This window comes from Phocaeicola sp. HCN-6420, assembly GCF_037890145.1.
In the GTDB taxonomy this organism is placed as follows: Bacteria; Bacteroidota; Bacteroidia; order Bacteroidales; family Bacteroidaceae; genus Phocaeicola.
This window is the reverse complement of sequence record NZ_JBBKBJ010000027.1, coordinates 25,931-46,892: the sequence shown is the minus strand read 5'-3', so window position 1 is coordinate 46,892 and position 20,962 is coordinate 25,931. Positions and strand designations below refer to the sequence as shown.

Annotated in this window: 14 protein-coding genes; 11 read left to right on the top strand and 3 right to left on the bottom strand. The window is 43.1% G+C overall.

Features of this window, described 5'->3' with window-relative positions:
• The first annotated feature begins 197 nt into the window (after nucleotides 1-197).
• Both WKT12_RS13265 and WKT12_RS13260 read left to right on the top strand, forming a co-directional pair.
• Entirely contained in the window at nucleotides 198-1,313 is a 1,116-nt protein-coding gene (locus WKT12_RS13265; protein WP_340319983.1) for a PCMD domain-containing protein, read from the top strand.
• A gap of 32 nt (nucleotides 1,314-1,345) precedes the next feature.
• On the top strand, nucleotides 1,346-2,128 hold the full coding sequence (locus tag WKT12_RS13260) for a porin family protein (RefSeq protein WP_340319982.1): 783 nt from the start codon (nucleotides 1,346-1,348) through the stop codon (nucleotides 2,126-2,128).
• Between the two features lie 226 nt (nucleotides 2,129-2,354).
• Here WKT12_RS13260 and WKT12_RS13255 read toward each other — a convergent pair whose 3' ends face one another.
• Complete coding sequence (locus tag WKT12_RS13255; protein ID WP_340319981.1) at nucleotides 2,355-3,950, bottom strand: PCMD domain-containing protein; 1,596 nt, start codon at nucleotides 3,948-3,950, stop codon at nucleotides 2,355-2,357.
• A 212-nt stretch (nucleotides 3,951-4,162) separates the two neighbouring features.
• On the opposite strand from WKT12_RS13255, the gene WKT12_RS13250 reads away from it, so the two are divergent.
• The gene (locus tag WKT12_RS13250) at nucleotides 4,163-5,011 is read left to right on the top strand and encodes a helix-turn-helix domain-containing protein (protein WP_340319980.1); all 849 of its coding nucleotides are present in this window, start codon (nucleotides 4,163-4,165) and stop codon (nucleotides 5,009-5,011) included.
• Nucleotides 5,012-5,104: 93 nt separating this feature from the next.
• Here WKT12_RS13250 and WKT12_RS13245 read toward each other — a convergent pair whose 3' ends face one another.
• Nucleotides 5,105-8,059 carry a PEP/pyruvate-binding domain-containing protein gene (locus WKT12_RS13245; RefSeq protein ID WP_021970485.1) on the bottom strand — a complete coding sequence of 985 codons (2,955 nt, stop codon included), beginning with the start codon at nucleotides 8,057-8,059 and terminating at the stop codon, nucleotides 5,105-5,107.
• Nucleotides 8,060-8,290: 231 nt separating this feature from the next.
• Between WKT12_RS13245 and gdhA the strand changes: the two genes are divergently transcribed.
• From gdhA to WKT12_RS13205, 8 genes are all read left to right on the top strand, one after another.
• Complete coding sequence (gdhA, locus tag WKT12_RS13240) at nucleotides 8,291-9,628, top strand: NADP-specific glutamate dehydrogenase (RefSeq protein WP_021970486.1); 1,338 nt, start codon at nucleotides 8,291-8,293, stop codon at nucleotides 9,626-9,628.
• A gap of 239 nt (nucleotides 9,629-9,867) precedes the next feature.
• Nucleotides 9,868-11,598: a fimbrillin family protein gene (locus tag WKT12_RS13235; protein ID WP_340319979.1), complete on the top strand. Its 1,731-nt coding sequence runs from the start codon at nucleotides 9,868-9,870 to the stop codon at nucleotides 11,596-11,598.
• Between the two features lie 73 nt (nucleotides 11,599-11,671).
• Entirely contained in the window at nucleotides 11,672-12,541 is an 870-nt protein-coding gene (locus tag WKT12_RS13230; protein WP_021970488.1) for a hypothetical protein, read from the top strand.
• 7 nt (nucleotides 12,542-12,548) lie between these two features.
• Nucleotides 12,549-13,943 (top strand): S41 family peptidase, encoded by a 1,395-nt coding sequence (locus tag WKT12_RS13225; RefSeq protein ID WP_340319978.1) that lies wholly within the window; start codon nucleotides 12,549-12,551, stop codon nucleotides 13,941-13,943.
• A 141-nt stretch (nucleotides 13,944-14,084) separates the two neighbouring features.
• A complete protein-coding gene (locus WKT12_RS13220; RefSeq protein WP_021970490.1) occupies nucleotides 14,085-15,557 on the top strand; it encodes a TolC family protein in 1,473 nt (490 codons plus the stop codon).
• Between the two features lie 9 nt (nucleotides 15,558-15,566).
• Entirely contained in the window at nucleotides 15,567-16,553 is a 987-nt protein-coding gene (locus WKT12_RS13215; protein ID WP_021970491.1) for an HlyD family secretion protein, read from the top strand.
• 9 nt (nucleotides 16,554-16,562) lie between these two features.
• Complete coding sequence (locus tag WKT12_RS13210; protein ID WP_021970492.1) at nucleotides 16,563-17,738, top strand: ABC transporter permease; 1,176 nt, start codon at nucleotides 16,563-16,565, stop codon at nucleotides 17,736-17,738.
• 11 nt (nucleotides 17,739-17,749) lie between these two features.
• On the top strand, nucleotides 17,750-19,000 hold the full coding sequence (locus tag WKT12_RS13205) for an ABC transporter permease (RefSeq protein WP_021970493.1): 1,251 nt from the start codon (nucleotides 17,750-17,752) through the stop codon (nucleotides 18,998-19,000).
• A 59-nt stretch (nucleotides 19,001-19,059) separates the two neighbouring features.
• Here WKT12_RS13205 and WKT12_RS13200 read toward each other — a convergent pair whose 3' ends face one another.
• Entirely contained in the window at nucleotides 19,060-20,952 is a 1,893-nt protein-coding gene (locus tag WKT12_RS13200; RefSeq protein WP_340319977.1) for an AAA domain-containing protein, read from the bottom strand.
• Nucleotides 20,953-20,962 lie beyond the last annotated feature (10 nt).

The following is a 20,962-nucleotide window of genomic DNA, read 5'->3' as shown; positions in this document are numbered from 1 at the left end:
CTGTTTTTTTTATTTTTGTTCTATTTTTTACTTATTTGAATAATTCCATATCATAAAGTAGCGAAATTCATACTATTTACATTTTCATACATAGTCTATTTTTCACATAAGCAGAAAGAAATTGAAACGGCTTTAGTTTCCAGCCTGCTTTTTTTATGTATATTTGCGAATGTTCAATAACACAAAAAAGAAACTATATGAAATTCAAAAACATCTTAATCGGAATCTCTTTATCTTTTCTTGCCATGTCCTGCATTCAGGATGAAGCATTGAATGTAGAAGCAGCTATTGACGGATGCAATGGAGCCAATATTCAATTGATAAACATCAACGATATAAGCAGGGAAATCGATGTGTTTGTCTTCGACGGATCTGACATCACGGCGCAGGAGCTGAATTTCAAGCTGCCCGACGGTGCTACTATCAGCCCTGAGAAACCACAGGCAAAGGACAATCCGCCGTATTATGACTTCAGTACCGAAAAGGAACGTAAGTTCATCGTTACTTCCGAAGACGGAAGCAACAAGGTAACTTACACAATAAGTCTGTATACCATCGAACTGCCGCTGAAATATTCGTTCGAGAACCTGAGAGAAATCAACCCGTACCATGTGTTATACCTGACAGACGTCAACGGACTGATGCAGTGGGCAAGCGGGAACCAAGGATATGGATTATGCGGCATGGCAACCAATGCGACACAATATCCTACGGCGCAGGCCGACGGAGGAGTATCGGGCAAGTGTGTGAAGCTGGTAACCCAGTCGACGGGTACATTCGGCATGAACACCAATCCTAAAATGCCGATTGCAGCCGGTAACCTCTTTATCGGTTCGTTCAACATGTCGTACGCCATCATCGCTCCGCGACAGGCTACGCAATTCGGCTTCCCCTTCATACGGAAACCGGTAAAGATGTCGGGGTATTACAAATATAAACCCGGAGCCACACTTACCGACCAAAACGGAAACGTAATTCCGGACAAGACGGATACGGGAGATATTTATGCCGTACTTTACGAAGCACCCAACAGCGATTTTTCACTCGACGGTGACTTGTTTACTGCCGGCAACGAAAAAGCCAAGAACATTGTTTCGATGGCACGTATAGACAAAACGGAAACCACCAGCCAGTGGACAAAATTCGATCTGGACTTCAAGCTGCAAAACGACAAGACCATTGACGAGGAAAAACTGAAAGCCGGCAAGTATAAACTGGCTATCGTCTTCTCATCCAGCATTCAAGGCGCCTATTTCGAAGGAGCTACCGGCAGCGAGCTGTGTATTGATGAGGTAGAGATTACTTGTGAATAATATCAACTCTTTAGCAATTGAAACATAACATCATGAAAAAATATATAGTCATACTGGCTGCCATGCTTACAGCCGGAACAAGTTTACTGAAAGCACAGTCGGACGATCATAAGGGTTTGCTGTGGTCATCACTACATGGTCTGAACTATGAGTTTAAGGCAGGTGTCAACATCGGAGGTACTTCTCCGCTTCCACTCCCCAAGGAAATAAGAAGTCTGGACAGCTATTCACCCGGACTTGCCATCACACTCGAAGGAAATGCTACTAAATGGATTGATGCACGGCAGAAATGGGGAGTAAGCCTTGGCATACGCCTCGACAGCAAGGATATGAATACACGTGCCACGGTCAAGAATTACGGCATGGCTATCTTCAACGAAGTAGGCGGAAAGGTAGAAGGGCTCTGGACGGGAGGTGTCAGAACGAAGGTGAAAATGTCGTATCTCACCATCCCCGTGCTGGCCAATTACAAAATAGGCGACCGCTGGAAAGTGGTAGTCGGCCCTTATTTCTCATACCTGATGGACGGAGATTTCTCGGGAGAAGTCTACGAAGGACATCTGCGTACGCCCGATGCAACAGGAAGCCGTATCGATTTTGAAGGCGACAATTCCGCTACTTACGATTTTTCCGACAAGTTGCGCCGCTTCCAGTGGGGGCTTCAGGCAGGAGGTAGCTGGAAAGCATACAAGCATCTCACGGTACATGCCGACCTGACATGGGGACTGAATGATATTTTCCAGAAGGATTTCAATACAATTTCGTTTGCCATGTATCCTATTTATCTGAACTTTGGCTTCGGCTATGCGTTCTAATAAAAACAACGGGCACAAGCTTGGAAAAACGTGGGCATGAATTGAAAGAAACATGCCCACAAACTGAGAAAAACGTCTGCACGTTTTTTAGAATTTGTACAAATTCCAAAATTTTTTGTACAAAAGAAAAATACATTTCACGGGACATCAAAAAAGTTAAGGGCAGGCATCAACGGTTTTGTCGATGCCTGCCCTTAATTTTTGCAGAAATTCAATTTTTCTATTATTATTCGGCAACTAATTCAAAGTCGTCTACAATCAATTTGCTACCGGGAGCTCCCCAGAACTTATCACCATCCTTGCTTGCAGAACAGATAATTGCCATACGATATTTCTTATCGGCACTATATTCTTTCTTCCATTCAAGAGGCAATTCAAATTCTTTCCATTCATCCTGCTGACCACCTGTCAACTGAGCAATAGCAGCAATACGGCTGGATGTATAGATATTATTCTCAGTATCAGTAACTCCTGTCAAGCAATCAGACCATTTATCTGTATCATAAGCATCTGTTTCATATACGACAATGCTAATCATGAATTCATCGGTCTTTGTTTTATCCAATACAGCTTCATGGCAATGCTGAGCATACGGCTGTTCGTTTACTACATAAAATTCTGCACCCGGAGTATACTTATACCAGCCTTTCAAAGAAACAGCCTTTCCAGAATACGGAACACCGAACTTTGTACTATTTAGTGTATTAGCCACATCTGTAATAAAAGAGCCCAAGAACAAAGAACCTGTTGTTACCTTAGGAACTTTTGCAATCATCATATCTTTACCTTGCGTATCGATAGAAGTAATTGAAACAGCTTTTTCGCCGGAATGTGCGTCACTGGTAGACTCAACAACATAACTATCAGCCATACCAAATCCTTTTAAAAACTGAACCCCGGCATTGCTGGAACACCATCCTTCCGGATTATAGAAAGTCATCTCGGGCTCCTGTCCTTCTACACCTTCCACCCAAGTTTCAAAATCATAGAAAGAAACGTTACCTGAAATTGAAGCTACATATTCCACAGTTGTTCCATTTTCAGCAGTCACGGTATAAGTTACAGTCTTACCGTTTGAGAAATCTGCCGCAGTCCCACTTGCCGGAGTTACAGTTGCCTTGTCTGAAACTTCAATAGTAGGAGTCAAGCCAGACAGTTCTTCTGTGGTTGCAGCAGCATTTACGGTAAATTTAATAGTCTTAGATGCTTCATCAATTACCGGCTGTTCCAACACTACCGAATTGGCAGCCGCGGTCTTTTCATCAAAAACGAAAGAAAGGATCTTAGCCTCGCTGCTTTCAGTACCGGAAAGCTTGGTTCCGCTATAAGTAGCCTTCACCGTATAATCAACCGGATTTTCTACAAGTTTTACATTGTCAATATCCAAATCGAGCGTAAGAGTCTCGTTTGCAAAAGAACCTTTTGCATTGATATCAGCCGAAAGTAATCCGTTAACCTCCATCGAAGAAGTCGTTGTAAAGGTATAAGTACCGTTTCCGGCATCAGTCAACTGACATCCACTCAATTCGATATTTCCCAAACTCATCCCACTGAACGAGAAATCAGTAATCTTCAAGTTTACTACATTTTCGCCAGACTTGGTAACAGAAACCAACTGCGAAGGAACATTGCCTGCCGGTGCTTCTATACCACCTGCCATAACTAATTTAACATCCAATGCACCTTTATAATCACCAGTTACATCTACACCCACCGGAGTTGTAGTACCCGGCTGGTCGTCATCACTACAAGAAGTGAATACGCTCGTTGTACACAATGCGGCAAACAAGCATAAAAATAAATTCTTTTTCATTCGATTCATAAAGTTTAGTTATTCATTTTTGTTGGACACAAAGTAATGACCTTTTGATATATCTCGCAAGGTCTAATATTATGATTTTTGTCCTTTTCTTTAATTATTTATTTAGGCTCCATTCATAAATCACTAATTTACAAAACTTAACTTATCAATTAATTAGTGTTATTATAGTCTATATTCTAAAAAACAGTTAACTTTGCAAAAAGTTTAACAGAATGGAAAAAGAACTGCCCAAAATAGATTTACCGGAAGAATGGATTGTTGGAACAGGTATCAGCAAAGAACTGCTCAGCCTGTACACAAACTTCCCCTGCCGGATGAAATCGGAAATTTTTGTTCTCTGTATGGGAGGCGAAGTAGAAGCATCGGTCAACCTGAACAGAATCACAGTACGACAGAACGATTTTGTTTCGATCATGCCGGGAACAATTCTTCAGATACATAGCGTAAAGGGAGAACTGGAATTGTATTTCGGTGGATTTTCTTCAAAATATGTAGAACAGGCCTATTTAAACCGCTCTACCATGAAGACATTGTATATCCCACTGGGCAGACCGCTTATTACTCTTCGTCCGGAAGGCGCCGCACTGTTGAAAGATTATCTTTGTTTCCTGATTAAACTTTATGAATTCTTTAACGAAAACACGCGTAAGCGAATTACTCCTTATTTATATAATAACATTCATATAGGGATAGCTGCCATGTACAGCAACCGGGCGAACGACAACAAAAGTAATCTGTCGAAAAGCGAAATATTATGCAAAAACTTCACCCAGCTGGTCATGCAGAACTATAATAAGACGCGTAATGTGGCATGGTATGCAGAAAAGTTAGGCATTACGCATACGCATCTCTGTACTACCGTGAAGCAGGCAACCGGCAACACGTGTATGGAAATCATATCGCGCATGGTCATTATGGATGCAAAATCACAACTGAAATCGACAAATTTGTCTATTCAGGAAATATCCGACTCATTGAATTTCGCCAACATGTCTTTCTTCGGAAAGTATTTTAAGCGATATGTAGGCATGAGCCCGTTGGAATACAGGAATAACGGATAAGCATAAAAAGAACAGACAGGAAGACGAAAGAACCATTTACAAGATGTTTCTTTACAGCATCTTCCTGTCTGTTTTTCTTTTCATACAATGAAATCAAGCAATGCTGACGACACCGATTTTCTTTTTGCCGTCCATCTTGACACTCAAAGGCTTGTCGAAATGAACCCAGCGCAAGAATTTGGTTTCTTCTACTGCCGGCATGCTGTTCAGCAACTCCTGATTGTACAAGCCGTCGTTCATGTAAGCATTGATTGTAAAATACCCTACTCCGAAAGAAGTCAGGTTCTGGAAGAAGTGTGTACCCTGACTTGGATCGACACGGTAATTGGTCAATCCGGCTTCGACAATGACACGGGCCGCCGATATGTTCGGCCATTTTACGGGAATGCCCAACCATGTATCACTGCTTCCCCAGCGTCCCGGACCGACTAATATATAATGTTTACCCTCGTCGAGGAAACGCTTGTTCAGTTTCTCTATTTCATAAGCTATCAACTGGTTGTTCGAAGCCGAATAGCCGTCGGTCTTTACATAAATCACATCCTGCATATCGTCCATGATGCCCTGTCCCAGCGAATTTACGCTCTTGAGCAGAAGCTGGTCTTCGGGAATGGCATTCAAGTCTTCATTCAAGTCGGCTTTCATATCCACCATCGGACGTATCTGCAACAGATAGAATACTCCTTTCTTTTCTTTAGCATCGAGATTGACGGCAAACTCTATCTCTACAGGACGGCGCATTTCTCCTTGTCCGTACTTCTGGGCAAGCTGGAGAATACGTGCCAGCGGAAAGACATCGTGCTGAAGAATATTGGCAAAGGTTATCACCTTACGCCCGCCCGGGTAGATACCGTCGCGTATGACCATATCGTACGGATCGTATGTAGAGGCAATATAATTCAAGGCTCCGTCGTTTTCGGCTTCTTTTACCGGAAGTTTCAACAGGTTAAAGCCGTCGTCGAGTGAAAAGTTCTGTCCTAAGTTCTTCAGGTCGAGCGCATAGAAACGTGTCTGTGTTTCGCGTAAGGCCATTTCCATCTCGCTGGTCTGAAGCACTTTATCCGGATGATAAGGACATACGCGCAGAGTAAGTCCTCCGTCGACAATATACTTTCCAAGTCCCAGGGCCAGACTGACCGTTCCTTCTTCCGCCAGTTCGTCATTGATGGGATAGTAATTGATGGAGCGTGCCACTCCCGAAATAGACGGATAAAAGCGGTCGCCATACTGGGTACCTACCACTTCCTGAAGAATCACCGCCATCTTCTCCTGATCGATCACGTTGCTGGTGGCCTGCATGTATGCTTTACTGTCTTTATAATATACCGAAGCATAGACTCCCTTTATCGCGTCGCTCAACATACGTAGCATTTCGTACTTATCTGTCAGGTAAGGTATCATGTAGGTTGAGTAAATACCTGCGAACGGCTGGTAATGAGAATCTTCCAGCAGACTGGAAGAACGGATGGCTATAGGGGACTTCACAACATCGAAAAAGGCGAAGAAATCCTCGACCAGCCGGTCTGGCAGTTTGGCACGCAGGAAAGCACGCAGAATAGTTTCATCGTCGGCATCGCTCAGAGCTATCTGATACAACTGGTTCATATCCATAAACTCGTCGAAGATATCGGTACAAAGTACCACGGTCTTAGGAATAACCACCGAAGCGTTTTCGAACTCATCGAATTCGGCATGCCGTTTTACCATATTGTCGATAAACGCAAGTCCACGTCCTTTTCCTCCCAACGAACCGTCGCCGATACGGGCAAAATTAGAATAACGGTCGAAACGGTCGCGCTCGAATACGGCTACCACTCCCTGATTCTTCATCTTGCGGTACTTCACAATCGCTTCGAATATAATCTGACGGTGGGCATCGATATCTTGCAGACCTTCCCATGTAATCTGCTTCAAGAATTCGGCTACAGGAAATATAGCACGCGAATAGAGCCATCTGGAAATATGATTCCGACTGATATGATAGAGGAACGATTCTGCCGGTATGGAGAAAATAGCGTTTTGCAGTTCCTTCAGATTATGCACACGCACCACTTCTTCCATGGTATTCGGATTGCGGAAGATAAAATCGCCAAAACCGAAGTTCTCGGAAACAGCCTCCCGCAGGTCGATGTTCATTTTCTTCGAGTTCTTGTCGATAAACTGTGCTCCGCAGTTCAATGCAAATTCTTTGTTGGAAACTTCTGCCGACTGAAGAATCAGCGGTATGAACGGATCGCGGCTGCGCACTTCGGTAAGGAAGCGAATGCCTGCCTTCGGATCAATCTGACCTTCACGCGGAAAACGTGCGTCCGATATAATTCCCAGCATGTTATTCTGATACTTGTTATATAAATCCATCGCCTCCTCGTAAGAACGTGCCAGTACAATTTTCGGACGTCCACGCATACGCAAGGTACGCTGATGCTCATTCAGAGCTTCGGTAGCAAACTCCTGACTCTGACGAAGCACGAATTTATACAGGTTAGGCAGCACGGACGAATAGAAGCGTATGGAATCTTCCACCAGCAGAATCATCTGCACACCGACTTCCTTAATGTCGTGCTCCAGATTCATCTTGTCTTCTATCAGCTTGATGATGGATACCAGCAAATCGGTATTTCCCAGCCAGCAGAATACATACTCGAATATACTCAAGTCTTCGTGCTCCATACGTTCTTTGATACCGTGAGAAAAAGGAGTCAATACGACCAGCGGTATATGAGGATATTTCCCCTTAATCTGCCGGGCAATGTCGAAGGTATCACTGTTGTCCGACCCCGGCATACAGATAACCAGATCGAACATCGTATTTCCTAACTGCTTCCAGGCATCCTCCTCGGTAGATACTTGTGTAAAACGGGGCGGATACCGAAGGCTGAGGTTCATGTATTCAATAAATATCTTTTCATCGATACGCCCATCGTCTTCCAGCATGAAGGCGTCGTAAGGATTCGCAACAAGAAGCACATTAAAGATTCGTTTCGTCATCAGATTGACGAACTGTGTATCTTTAAAATAGAGTTGGTTTAATTTTAACTTACTGAGCATAGCTTCAAGGTTTAAGCTTTATTTATTTAACAAATTACGGGAATTCTATTGATTTGTGCAACTTACCAACATAGAAAAATTACTTTCGGACAGCAGCAAGCTTGTCCGGCTTTAACTTTTTATCACTTTTTGAGTACAAAAACAAGGCAAAATATTTTGCCGTTCTATACAAAATCCTATCTTTGCATTAACAAATAATTTCATTTTGTCAGACCTTAAACAAAAGAGATCATGGATATTAATCAAATTATGTCATCTCTGGAAGCTAAGCATCCGGGTGAATCAGAGTATTTACAAGCAGTAAAAGAAGTTCTCCTCTCCATCGAAGATATCTATAACCAGCATCCTGAATTCGAGAAAGTATCACTGATAGAACGTCTGGTAGAACCGGACCGTATCATTACTTTCCGTGTACCTTGGGTAGACGATAAAGGTAAAGTACAGGTAAACCTGGGTTACCGCGTTCAGTTTAACAACGCTATCGGCCCGTATAAAGGTGGTATCCGTTTCCATGCTTCAGTGAACCTTTCTATCCTGAAGTTCCTGGGATTCGAACAGACATTTAAGAATGCTCTTACTACGCTTCCTATGGGTGGTGGTAAAGGTGGTTCCGATTTCTCTCCGCGTGGAAAGAGCGATGCAGAAGTTATGCGTTTCTGCCAGGCTTTCATGCTGGAGTTGTGGCGTCATCTGGGTCCGGATATGGATGTTCCTGCCGGTGATATCGGTGTAGGTGGCCGCGAAGTAGGATATATGTTCGGTATGTACAAGAAACTGACTCACGAATTTACAGGTACCTTTACCGGTAAAGGTTTGGAATTCGGCGGTTCATTAATCCGTCCTGAAGCTACAGGATTCGGTGGCTTGTACTTCGTAAAGCACATGCTCGACAAGAAAGGTATCGACATAAAAGGCAAGACTGTTGCTATTTCCGGTTTCGGAAACGTAGCATGGGGAGCAGCTACCAAAGCTACTCAGCTGGGAGCTAAGGTTGTTACTATTTCCGGTCCTGACGGATATATCTATGATCCGGACGGAATCAGTGGCGAAAAGATTGACTACATGCTTGAGCTCCGTGCTTCGGGCAATGATATTGTTGCACCTTATGCAGAAAAATTCCCAAGCTCTACTTTCGTAGAAGGACGTCGTCCGTGGGAAGTTAAGGTAGATATCGCACTTCCATGTGCAACACAGAATGAATTGAACGGTGAAGATGCCAAACATCTGATTGACAACAACGTTCTCTGTGTAGGAGAAATTTCGAACATGGGTTGTACTCCTGAAGCAATCGATGCATTTATCGAACACAAACTGATGTATGCTCCGGGCAAGGCTGTCAACGCCGGTGGTGTAGCTACTTCAGGATTGGAAATGAGCCAGAATGCAATGCATTTAAGCTGGTCCGCTCAGGAAGTAGACGAAAAACTGCATCAGATTATGCATAACATCCACGAACAATGCGTGAAGTATGGAACCGAACCTGATGGTTACATCAACTATGTGAAAGGTGCAAACATCGCCGGTTTCATGAAAGTTGCACATGCCATGATGGCACAAGGCATTGTGTGATATATTCACTCTGTAAAAAAATAAGAATAGAAATCACATTTTTCTGTTTGCAAATTTTTATTTGTTATTTCTATTTCTTAATTTTACAATATATCTCGTTTAGTTGTATTTGTATTTTGTATTGTAGCTTGCGCTGCCTGCCTGAGAAGGTTCGGCAGCGTATTTTTTTTGTGCTTTCGGGTATACAAATTTCAAAAATGGCGTTAGTCTTATAAAAGTAAACCATAAAACTTAATGCCATGAAGTATTTGTCATCCGTTATCGTTTTTTTTCTGATGCTGACTAACTGTACGTCCGAATATCCATCCATCTCCCATTATACCCCGGTTTCCATTGTCGGAAATATAGCTACTCCGTTCTGCAACAAGATCTCCAGAAGCAGTGATAACAATTTCCTGAAAGACGGAAGCATAATCTCATTCTATAGCAAAGGAGGACTGTCTGCCGACAATCTCTTGCTGACGTACAACAGCGGACGATGGCATTCCTCTACCGAACTGCAATGGAATTCAGAGCCGACGGATGCATATGTTGCCGCCTATTATCCACAGATTTCGGAGCAGGAACCCTGTTTTTATGAAAACGACGGAAGCCTGAAGGATTTTTTATACAGTACCGCCAACATCAGCTACAGGAATCCCGTTGTTTTGCAATTCAGCCACCTGTTTTCACAACTTGTTTTTCAAGTAGCTCCCACACTGAATCGCCACTTGAAAAAAATCAGCTTCACTCCATCCATCTCGATTAACCGTATCGATTTCGGAAAGGCACAACCGATATATACTAACGAAAATACCCATACAACCACTTTTGCCAAGCAAGAAAACGGAATTTATACCCTGATTGTACCGCCTGCACCAGATATGTCGGTAGCTATCACATTAGAAACTTCAGACGGCAACTATACAGCACAACTCACCTCCTCCACTTTCCAACAAGGTTACCAATACAAATACAATCTGAAATCGGACAAGGAATGTGGAATAAGCACTGCCGAAGATTTCATCGCTTTTACCCATCTGATTAACGGCGAAAAATATGCAGACAGGACACTGGAAGAATTCGGTACCTCAGTAAATGGTATTATGGTATACTACCTGCTGAATGACATTCATTTTACCCCCGAAGACTGTTCACGTCTGCAAGCCATCGGTCACTATGACATGAAAGAGTATGATGACATGGGATTTAAAGACTGTCTGGACGGACAGCACTATACCCTATATGGCTTACAACTCTCTCCGAAAGAAAATATAAATTCGTATGCCCTGTTTTCCTTTGTCGATACAACCGGCATCGTCAAAGATCTGAATCTGGCAGACGCTTCATTCTCTAATAGCCACACCTGTAAATATGAAGCACTGCTTGTGGGCAGAAATAACGGAACAATAACCGGCTGCCACATCAAAGGCACAAACACATTCTCGGGAGTTTCGGCAGACCAGGCCGGCGGTATAGCCGGAATGAACAAAGGATATATAATCAACTGTTCGGCAGAAAACATCGACTTCATGCTTCCAAACGGTGGGGCCGCAGGAGTTTCCTTCAGCAATTTCGGAAAAATTCTGAACTGCTATACCAGCGGCTGCAATTTTCTCCATACCCCATCGGGAGCGGGTATCTGCTATACGATGGAGCCTAAGGGTGAAATGAAAAATTGCTACTCCTTTAAGGCCGCAGGATATTCACCAAAGAAAAAATTCGGTTCGCTTATCTATATGACCAACCACAGCATAATAGAATGTGGACTCTATTGCGACAACAATGTAAAAGCAATCTTCAGTGCCTATCAAACCAGCCCTAAAAAGATTTATAAATACGATGAAACAACCTTGCAAACAGATGATGGCACACCGGCTATAGACATACTCAACAACTGGATTGAAGACAATGCCTCGCTATACCCTCAGTGTACTTTCCAGAACTGGGTTACAGGAGATATGCCACCCATTATACTGCAACATCCATAGATTATGTTTTTTTTATACTCAACGACAATACGTATGCATAAAATGTTGTATTTTTGCCGCAAAATTTGTTCTCATGGAAAAAAATAAAAAATTAGTCATCGTTATAGCGGCACTGATTGTAGTTGTCGCTGGAGTTTCATTCTTAGCGTTTAACGAATTTCGCAAGAATAGAGAAATGACAGAAGTATTCGCCGTTGAAAAGGAAGAAATGGAAAACGAATATAGTACTTTTGCAACTCAATATGATGAGCTCCAGGTACAAATAAATAATGACTCCCTGCGCGAAAAACTGGAAAGTGAAAAGCTGAAGACACAGCGCTTGCTGGAGGAACTGCGACAAGTAAAAAGCAGTAACGCCGCAGAAATCATACGTCTGAAGAAAGAACTGAAAACAGTACGTGCCGTACTGAGAAGTTACGTCATGCAAATCGATTCACTGAACCGCCTGAACGCAGCTCTGATGGTAGAAAATCAGGAAGTCAAAAGTAAATATACAGCTGCTACCGCACAAATCAATACGCTTGCAGCAGAGAAAAAGAACTTGAATGAACAGGTATCATTAGCCGCACAGCTCGATGCAACGAATATCTATGCACTTCCGATGAACAAGCGAGGCAAGAAAGCCCGTAAGGTAAAAGACGTGAAGAAAATAGCTATTTCGTTTACTATTGTCAAAAACATTACTGCCAAAACTGGAAACAAAACCATTTATGTGCGTATTGCTAAGCCGAATAATGAAATCTTGTCAAAGGGTAATACGACCTTCCAGTACGAAGACCGCCAGATTACTTATTCAATAAAGAAATACATTGAATATACAGGTGAAGAACAGAGTGTTACTGTATACTGGGATGTGGAAGAATTCCTTCCTTCGGGAACATATACCGTTTATATCTTTGCCGACGGCAATATGATTGGTCAAAACTCATTTGAAATGGAATAATATTTTTATGAGAAAAAATCCGATTTATTTCATACTAAGCCTGATACTTACTACTGCATTCTTTTCATCATGCGGAGAAGACCGCTCGGGTGAGTATTATGCCTTGATTGGAAGCAAAACATGGATATACGAAACCATGCAACAGAACTACTTGTTCTATGAAGATCTCCCGGCAGAAGAGGATCTTGACTTTTTCGACAAGCCTGCCGATTTTCTGGAATCGGTTGCTTCGGATAAAGACAAGAAGAATGGTGTGACCTTCTCACATGTTGACTCCGTAAAAACGACACGTGTACAAAGCAACTATCCGACCTATGGGATTGAAGGAACGCTTGTCCGTGGTACTGATGGCGACTATTATTATACAATTTTATATGTACAGTCTGAATCACCAGCCAGTGAAGCCGGATTGCAACGTGGAGATCATATCTGTACGGTCAATGGTATAAAACTTAGCAGCAGTAATTATACCGAATACATTCAGGCTCCGACCAAGACCTATACATATCGGATTGCTCGAAAAGGCAGCAATGCTACTCCTGACACACTGGAAGTTGCAATGCCTCAACCACGTATCATTGAAGAACCGAGTGTCTTTCTTACCCGAAACCTTACGACTTCTAATGGCAAGAAAGTATTTTATATCATGTATAACAGCTTCGAGGTTACTGAAGAGGCTGACCTGATTGCAAAATTTGCAGAAGGACTTGCGACTTCGCCCAACGATATTGTTCTGGATTTGAGATACAATCCGGGAGGATATGTTTCGACGGCTCTCTTGCTAAGTACCATACTTGCTCCGTCCAATGCCATGGGACAGAATTGTTTTAATCTGATTTACAATGATAAATTGGACAAAGTGGAAAGTTATGCATTCGACCCTGCCCTACTGCAAGGAATCTCCAATGCATCGTATGACCATCTGTATATCCTGACAACAGGAAATACAGCCTCTGCTTCCGAAATTGTCATCAATTGCCTGCGCCCATACGTAGGTGAAAAACTGCTTCAGGTTGGAGAAAATACATTTGGAAAGAACGTGGCCCAAAGCCTGTTCACAAATGCTTCTTATCCACAACTGGAATTCTGGCTGACAACCGCATACATAAGTAATTCTCAAAATTATTATGATTATTATACAGACGGCTTAAAACCGGATTACGAACTAAGTGAGGACGTAGAAGGATATCTGGGAGAATTAGGTACTGAACAAGATACACTAATGAATGCCGTATTACAGCATATAGAGAACGGAACTTTCCCTTCTACAGAAACCCCGGATACGGAAACGCCTCAAGAACAACCGGCTGCCAGCCGCTGGTTCGGTATCAACCGTACTCCACAAGTGATATACAACTCGATAGCCGATAAACCTAAATGCTCTAAAATAACCAATTTTTAATCAAAATCAACCGGATAAGCTAAAAAAGCCAAAAAGGTATAAATACATTTTCCTTTTCAACCTTTTTACTTGGTGAATTGTTTATATTATAATACATTTGCAATGTTGCATAAGCAACTAAACACTAAAGTATAATCGGTAATGAAAAGAGTTTTAAGTTTCATTTTATTGTTCGGGCTGGCTCTAAGCGGTTATGCCCAACGTATCCTAAATCTGGACAGTTGTCGTGCATTAGCTCTCTCGAACAACAAAGAACTACGCATTGCGCAAGAAAAAATAAATGCTGCACACTATCAGCAAAAAGCGGCATTCACCAACTTCCTGCCCAAGATAGATGTATCGGGAAGTTACATGCGTACGCAAAAAGAAATATCCCTATTGAACGACGACCAGAAACAAGTCATCGGTAATATGGGTACCAGCGTAGGAAACGAATTACAGCAATTCGGACAGGAACTGCAACAGCTCGCCGTGCAACATCCGGAATTTCTGCCTCTTCTTACCCCGTTGAACAATGCCATGGGCAAAATACCCGGTGCACTCAACCAAGCCGGTCAAAGTATCCTCGATGCATTCCGTACCGATACCAGAAATCTATATGTAGGAGCAGCTACTCTTACCCAACCTATTTTCATGGGAGGAAAAATCATAGCATACAATAAAATAACCAAGTATGCGGAGCAACTGGCACAATCGCAACATGCTACAGGAATGCAGGATGTAATATTAAGTACCGATCAGGCTTATTGGCAAGTAATTTCGCTGGTGAACAAAAAGAAACTGGCTGAAAGTTTCCTGAAACTTGTACAAAAATTAGACTCAGATGTAAGCAAAATGGTTGCAGAAGGCGTAGCGACCACAGCCGACGAACTTAGTGTAAAGGTAAAGGTAAATGAGGCGGAAATGACTCTGACTCAAGTAGAAGACGGACTAAGTCTCTCGAAGATGGTACTCTGCCAACTCTGTGGCATTCCATTAAACACAGACATACGTCTGGCAGATGAAAGCATGGAAAACCTTACCTTGCCCGACATGTATACAGAAAGTAATGTCAACACAGCCTTCGCCAACCGGCAAGAGTTGAAATCGCTGGAACTTGCAGAAAAGATTTACCGCCAGAAAATAAATGTCACGCGTGCCGAATTTCTTCCCTCTATCGGACTGACAGCCAACTATCTGTTCACCAATCCGGCACTTGTCAACGGATTTGAAAATAAATTCAGAGGCATGTGGGGAATCGGTGTCGTAGTAAAAATACCAGTATTCCACTGGGGAGAAGGAATCTATAAGGTGAAAGCAGCCAGAGCAGAAGCCAACATAGCGCGTTACCAACTGGAGGATGTAAAGGAAAAAGTAGAACTGCAAGTCACACAAAGTTCATATAAAGTGAATGAAGCAGTCAAACGACTGAGTATGGCAGAAAAGAATATGGAAAAAGCCGAAGAAAACCTTCGATATGCAAATCTGGGCTTTAAAGAAGGAGTCATTCCAACCAGCAATGTACTCGAAGCACAAACAGCCTGGCTTTCGGCACAATCAGGAAAAATCGACGCACAAATCGATTTGAAAATGAGTGAAATATATTTGAACAAATCAATGGGAACATTAAAATAACAAACCAATATGACCGAAAAATCTCAACGCAGCAATATCATGCTGGCATTCTTTACACTTGCAGCAGTAGTTGTTATTGTAAGCATTATCGGGTTCTTTACCCTCGGAAAAGGTCCTGAAATTATTCAGGGACAAGCAGAAGCTACCGAATATCGTGTGTCAAGCAAGGTACCGGGGCGTATCCTTAAATTTCTGGTCGACGAAGGAGATAAGGTAAAAGCAGGAGATACGCTTGCCATACTTGAAGCTCCGGATGTTCAGGCCAAATTGTCACAAGCCCAGGCTGCCGAAGAGGCCGCACAAGCTCTGAACGAAAAAGCTATACGTGGTACTCGTTCCGAACAACTTCAGGCTGCCTTCGAAATGTGGCAAAAGGCAAAAGCCGGACTGGAGATAGCTGAGAAATCGTACAAGCGTGTCAACCGCCTATATGAAGAAGGTGTCATGTCGGCACAGAAACGTGACGAAGCCAAAGCACAATATGATGCAATGGCAGCAACCGAACGAGCTGCAAATGCACAATATACCATGGCCAAGAACGGTGCCCAGCGTGAAGACAAAGCAATGGCAGCCGCTCAGGTAGAACGTGCAAAGGGAGCTGTTGCCGAAGTCACATCTTATATCAATGAAACTTATCTTATAGCTTCTGCCGATGGAGAAGTAACAGAAATATTCCCGAAAGTGGGAGAACTGGTAGGTACAGGTGCTCCTATCATGAACGTTGCCCAGATGAATGATATGTGGGTTACCTTCAATGTACGAGAGGACTTTCTGAAAGACTTTACCGTAGGTGGCGAAATCAGTGCCTATGTTCCGGCTCTGGAAAAGAACGTAACATTCAAGGTCACTTATATGAAAGACTTAGGAACTTATGCTGCCTGGAAAGCTACCAAGACAACCGGACAGTTCGACCTGAAAACATTTGAAGTAAAAGCTAAACCTGTACAACCGGTAGAGAACTTACGCCCAGGTATGTCGGCAATCATCGAAAAATAACAAACTGTCATGTCAATAACTATCCATAAACGCCTGTTACAGATTGCAAAACGAGAAGTGATGCGCATTGCAACCAAACCAATGTATCTGTTCTGCATGGTTATAGCTCCGATATTCAGCTACATTTTCTTCACCACACTGATGAGCAACGGACTACCTACTAACCTGCCGGCAGGTGTAGTGGATTTAGACAACACATCGACAACCCGTACCATCATACGCAATCTGGATGCGTTTCAGCAAACTCAAATCGTTGCTCACTACAACAGCTTCAATGATGCCAGGGAAGCCATCCAGCGCGGAGAGATTTATTCGTTCTATTACATACCTCAAGGAACAACGGAAAAAGCGATTGCAGGCAGACAGCCTAAGGTTTCTTTTTATACCAACTATTCGTACCTGATAGCAGGTTCTCTACTGTATCGGGATCAACGAACCATGAGCGAACTGGCTTCGGCAGCTATCGGACAAAGTACTTTACTGGCAAAAGGAGCTACCGAAGATCAGGCTATGGCATTCCTGCAACCGATTGTAATAGATACCCATGCACTCAACAACCCGTGGCTGAACTATTCTGTTTATCTGTGTAATACTCTCTGCCCGGGAATATTGATGTTATTGATTTTTCTGGTCACCGTATACACGATAGGGACAGAGATAAAAGAGAATACAGCTAAAGAATTAATGCAGATGGCAGACAATTCCATTGTAACGGCACTGGCAGGAAAGCTATTGCCCCAAACCATTATTTTCTTCATCATCGCCGTATTTTATAACGTATACCTTTATGGATTTCTGCACTACCCATGCAACAGCGGTATATTCCCTATGCTTCTGGCAGGGCTTCTGCTTGTACTTGCCTCACAAGCTGTAGGAATATTCTTTTTCGGTTTATTCGGTTCTCTTCGTCTGGCACTCAGTGCAGCATCTCTTTGGGGAGTCATTTCATTTTCCATTTCCGGGTTCACCTATCCGGTTATGGCAATGCACCCGACGCTTCAGGCACTCTGTGTACTATTCCCTTTGAGGCATTACTTCCTGTTATATGCCAATCTTGCACTCAACGGTTATCCGCTCATTTATGCATGGCACTCCGTGGTAGCATTACTGATATTCATATTGCTTCCATTTTTCGTACTCAAAAAATTGCGTACGGTCATGTTACACTATACCTATATTCCTTAAAAGTTTGATTTATGGAAAGATATTCATTCCGACATACGATACAACAAGGACTGAACGGATTGTTCTACATCTTCAGGAAAGAGTTGAAAGCTACCATAAAAGATCAGGGAGTCCTGATTTTCTTTCTACTGGTTCCATTGGCTTATCCATTAGTATATGCCTTTATCTACACCAATGAAGTCGTCCGGGAAGTTCCTACCGCAGTAGTGGATGCAAGCAACAGCACCCTCAGCAGAAAATACATACGTATGGTAGACGGCAGCCCTGATGTACGCATACAATCTTACTGCGCCGATATGGAGGAAGCCAAACTTCTTGTAAAAGAACAAAAGGTATACGGCGTTATTTACATACCAGAAAGCTTTAGCCGCGACATAGCCGAAGGGAAGCAGACACATGTAAGCATTTACTGCGACATGAGCGGTATGCTATATTATAAAGCCATCCTAATGGCAAATACCGAAACGTCCCTGAAGATGAATAAAGCTATTCAAATAAAACGCTTAGGGAATACCACTAACCGGCAAGATGAAGTCAGCACCACTCCCATAGAGTACGAATCTGTATCTCTTTTTAATCCACAAGATGGATTTGCCAGTTTTCTGATTCCAGCCGTACTGATGCTTATCATACAACAAACCCTCTTACTGGGAATCGGACTTTCGGCTGGTACTGCACGTGAGAACAATCGTTTTCGCGATCTTGTACCTATCAGCCGGCAATATCAGGGAACTTTACGCATAGTAATGGGAAAATCATTGGCATATCTGATGATTTATGCAGTAATGTCAGCATATATTCTTTGCCTTGTTCCCAAGCTGTTCAGTCTGGTACAACTGGCCCAGCCTGCTACACTGTTCTGGTTTACATTGCCATATCTGCTGGCATGCATCTTCTTTGCCATGACATGTTCTATCTTTATCCATCACAGAGAGTCGTGCATGCTGATTTTCGTATTTACATCCGTACCACTGCTATTCATATCGGGAATATCATGGCCGGGAGCAGCCGTACCTAAGTTTTGGGAAGTCTTCTCCTGGATTTTCCCTTCCACTTTCGGAATAAACGGTTATGTACACATCAATACAATGGGAGCAACGCTACACGATACCTTACCTCAAATCAGAGCGCTATGGATACAAGCAGTTGTCTACTTCCTCACAACCTGTCTAGTATACCGGCATCAGATTATGCTAAGCCGCAAGCATGCCATAGACCGCCTGAAAACTTACAGAAAGAAAAAACGCCTGCAAGCAAATTAAGACTTAGAGGTAAGAAAAGAGCTTCTCATACAATCAGCCCTGCCCCAGCATGTCCCCAATTAATAGTCATGCAAGCTTTCTATATAGCTGTACAACTTTTTATAGAAGGCATGCTTGGTCAGTGTAGATGCATCTCCCAATATAATCAGTTTCATACGGGCACGAGTAATAGCAACATTCATACGGCGCAAGTCGTTCAGGAAACCAATCTGCCCTTCTTCGTTGGCACGAACTAAACTGATGAGAATGACATCCCGTTCCTGCCCCTGAAAGCCATCGACCGTATTGATGGTTATCGCCTGCCTGTAAGGTTTGAAGAAAGCATCATTCCGCACAAGCCGACGCAGATATTGCACCTGAGCTTTATAAGGAGAAATCAAACCAACGTCGATACGCTCACTGAGAAACCGCTCCCGACCAATCTTGGTAATATATTCCTTCAACTGAGCAATCGACAATTCCGCTTCCGGCTTATTAATACGTCCATAATTCTCACCAACAAACTCCTCATTGCAATCCATACCTTCAGTATTTATCCACTCAATCGGAGTATCAAAATCAAGAATACTACGATACTTCACCTCGGGAGCAGACTGCAACATTCCTCCGTAGAACCATTCGGACGAAAAACGCATGATGTCATCATTCATTCGATACTGAAGTTTCAAAAGAGAAACCGTTTCCGGCTTGTTTTTTACAATAGCCTGCATGAGCGTATGTCCCAATCCGGCACGAAGAGCTTCCGGTGCCTTCACCGTAGGAGGAAGCTGACAATGGTCACCCGCCAGAATAACACGGTCTGCCTTACGTATGGCAATCCAGCATGCCGGTTCCAAAGCCTGTGCAGCCTCATCAATAAACAATGTACCGAACTTCTGTCCCATCAACAGACGATTGGCACTGCCTACCAATGTACAGGCAATAACACGAGCCTCAGCAAACAATGATTCATTGATACGTATTTCCAGCTCTGTAGCACGATCTTTCAGCGAATTTATCTTTTGACGGACAGCCTCCCGGTCTGCCCCCTTCCGGCTTCGGGCATAAAGTTCACGTATAGCCTTGCGCATGCTCCACAACTGTGGATAATCCGGATGCGACTCAAACCGGCGTTCGTAAGTAAAGGAAAGCATCTTGTCGTTTACCCGACTCGGATTTCCGATACGCAATACGCTTACACCACGATCAACGAGCTTTTCACTGATCCAGTCGACTGCCATATTACTCTGGGCACACACCAGTACCTGATTTTCACGATGCAACGTTTCGTAAACAGCTTCTACCAGTGTCGTCGTCTTTCCTGTTCCGGGAGGCCCGTGTACGATTGCCACATCTTTGGCATGAAGTACTTTATTCACAGCTTCTTCCTGTGTACGGTTTAGCCACGGAAAACGTACCGGCTGAAACGAAAAAGTAGCAACAGGCTGCGTACCATGAAATATATCGCGCAGTTCCGCCAAACGACTGTTCTTAGCTGTAAGTACCTGTTTCAACGCTTCGAACATCAGACGATAACTGGTTTCATCGAAATATAACTGTACCCCCAGCACCTCCTTACTCTGCAAGGCAAGCAAGGCATCTACAGAAGGAAGAATCACTACCATACGGTCCTCATCCACATAGTTCACCGTCGCCACAAAGTTCAGGTAATTCAACTTTCCGGAAATATCCTGAGTGAAAAAGCATACCGGACGACCATATTCAAACTGATGTTCGATTTCTTTATCCTCACGTCGTTCCACCTCTACAACCAGCTGATTAAGGGCATTGTAATAATTCCGTCCCAAATTCAATGGATACCAGCACATGCCACGCTTAATCTTCCGTCCTATCCCCATCAGCTCAGTCTGCTGCTTGAACTGTTCCTTTTCATATTCATACTCCAGCTGCAACAACTCATACTGATGCTGCAAATAAAGCACCGGAGACTTAATGTTCGGATTTTCTTTCATAACCTAATAC

Coding starts and splice junctions, on each gene's coding strand:
- WKT12_RS13265 (WP_340319983.1), top strand. CDS start 198: ATGAAATTCAAAAACATCTTAATCGGAATCTCTTTATCTTTTCTTGCC.
- WKT12_RS13260 (WP_340319982.1), top strand. CDS start 1,346: ATGAAAAAATATATAGTCATACTGGCTGCCATGCTTACAGCCGGAACA.
- WKT12_RS13255 (WP_340319981.1), bottom strand. CDS start 3,950: ATGAATCGAATGAAAAAGAATTTATTTTTATGCTTGTTTGCCGCATTG.
- WKT12_RS13250 (WP_340319980.1), top strand. CDS start 4,163: ATGGAAAAAGAACTGCCCAAAATAGATTTACCGGAAGAATGGATTGTT.
- WKT12_RS13245 (WP_021970485.1), bottom strand. CDS start 8,059: ATGCTCAGTAAGTTAAAATTAAACCAACTCTATTTTAAAGATACACAG.
- gdhA (WP_021970486.1), top strand. CDS start 8,291: ATGGATATTAATCAAATTATGTCATCTCTGGAAGCTAAGCATCCGGGT.
- WKT12_RS13235 (WP_340319979.1), top strand. CDS start 9,868: ATGAAGTATTTGTCATCCGTTATCGTTTTTTTTCTGATGCTGACTAAC.
- WKT12_RS13230 (WP_021970488.1), top strand. CDS start 11,672: ATGGAAAAAAATAAAAAATTAGTCATCGTTATAGCGGCACTGATTGTA.
- WKT12_RS13225 (WP_340319978.1), top strand. CDS start 12,549: ATGAGAAAAAATCCGATTTATTTCATACTAAGCCTGATACTTACTACT.
- WKT12_RS13220 (WP_021970490.1), top strand. CDS start 14,085: ATGAAAAGAGTTTTAAGTTTCATTTTATTGTTCGGGCTGGCTCTAAGC.
- WKT12_RS13215 (WP_021970491.1), top strand. CDS start 15,567: ATGACCGAAAAATCTCAACGCAGCAATATCATGCTGGCATTCTTTACA.
- WKT12_RS13210 (WP_021970492.1), top strand. CDS start 16,563: ATGTCAATAACTATCCATAAACGCCTGTTACAGATTGCAAAACGAGAA.
- WKT12_RS13205 (WP_021970493.1), top strand. CDS start 17,750: ATGGAAAGATATTCATTCCGACATACGATACAACAAGGACTGAACGGA.
- WKT12_RS13200 (WP_340319977.1), bottom strand. CDS start 20,952: ATGAAAGAAAATCCGAACATTAAGTCTCCGGTGCTTTATTTGCAGCAT.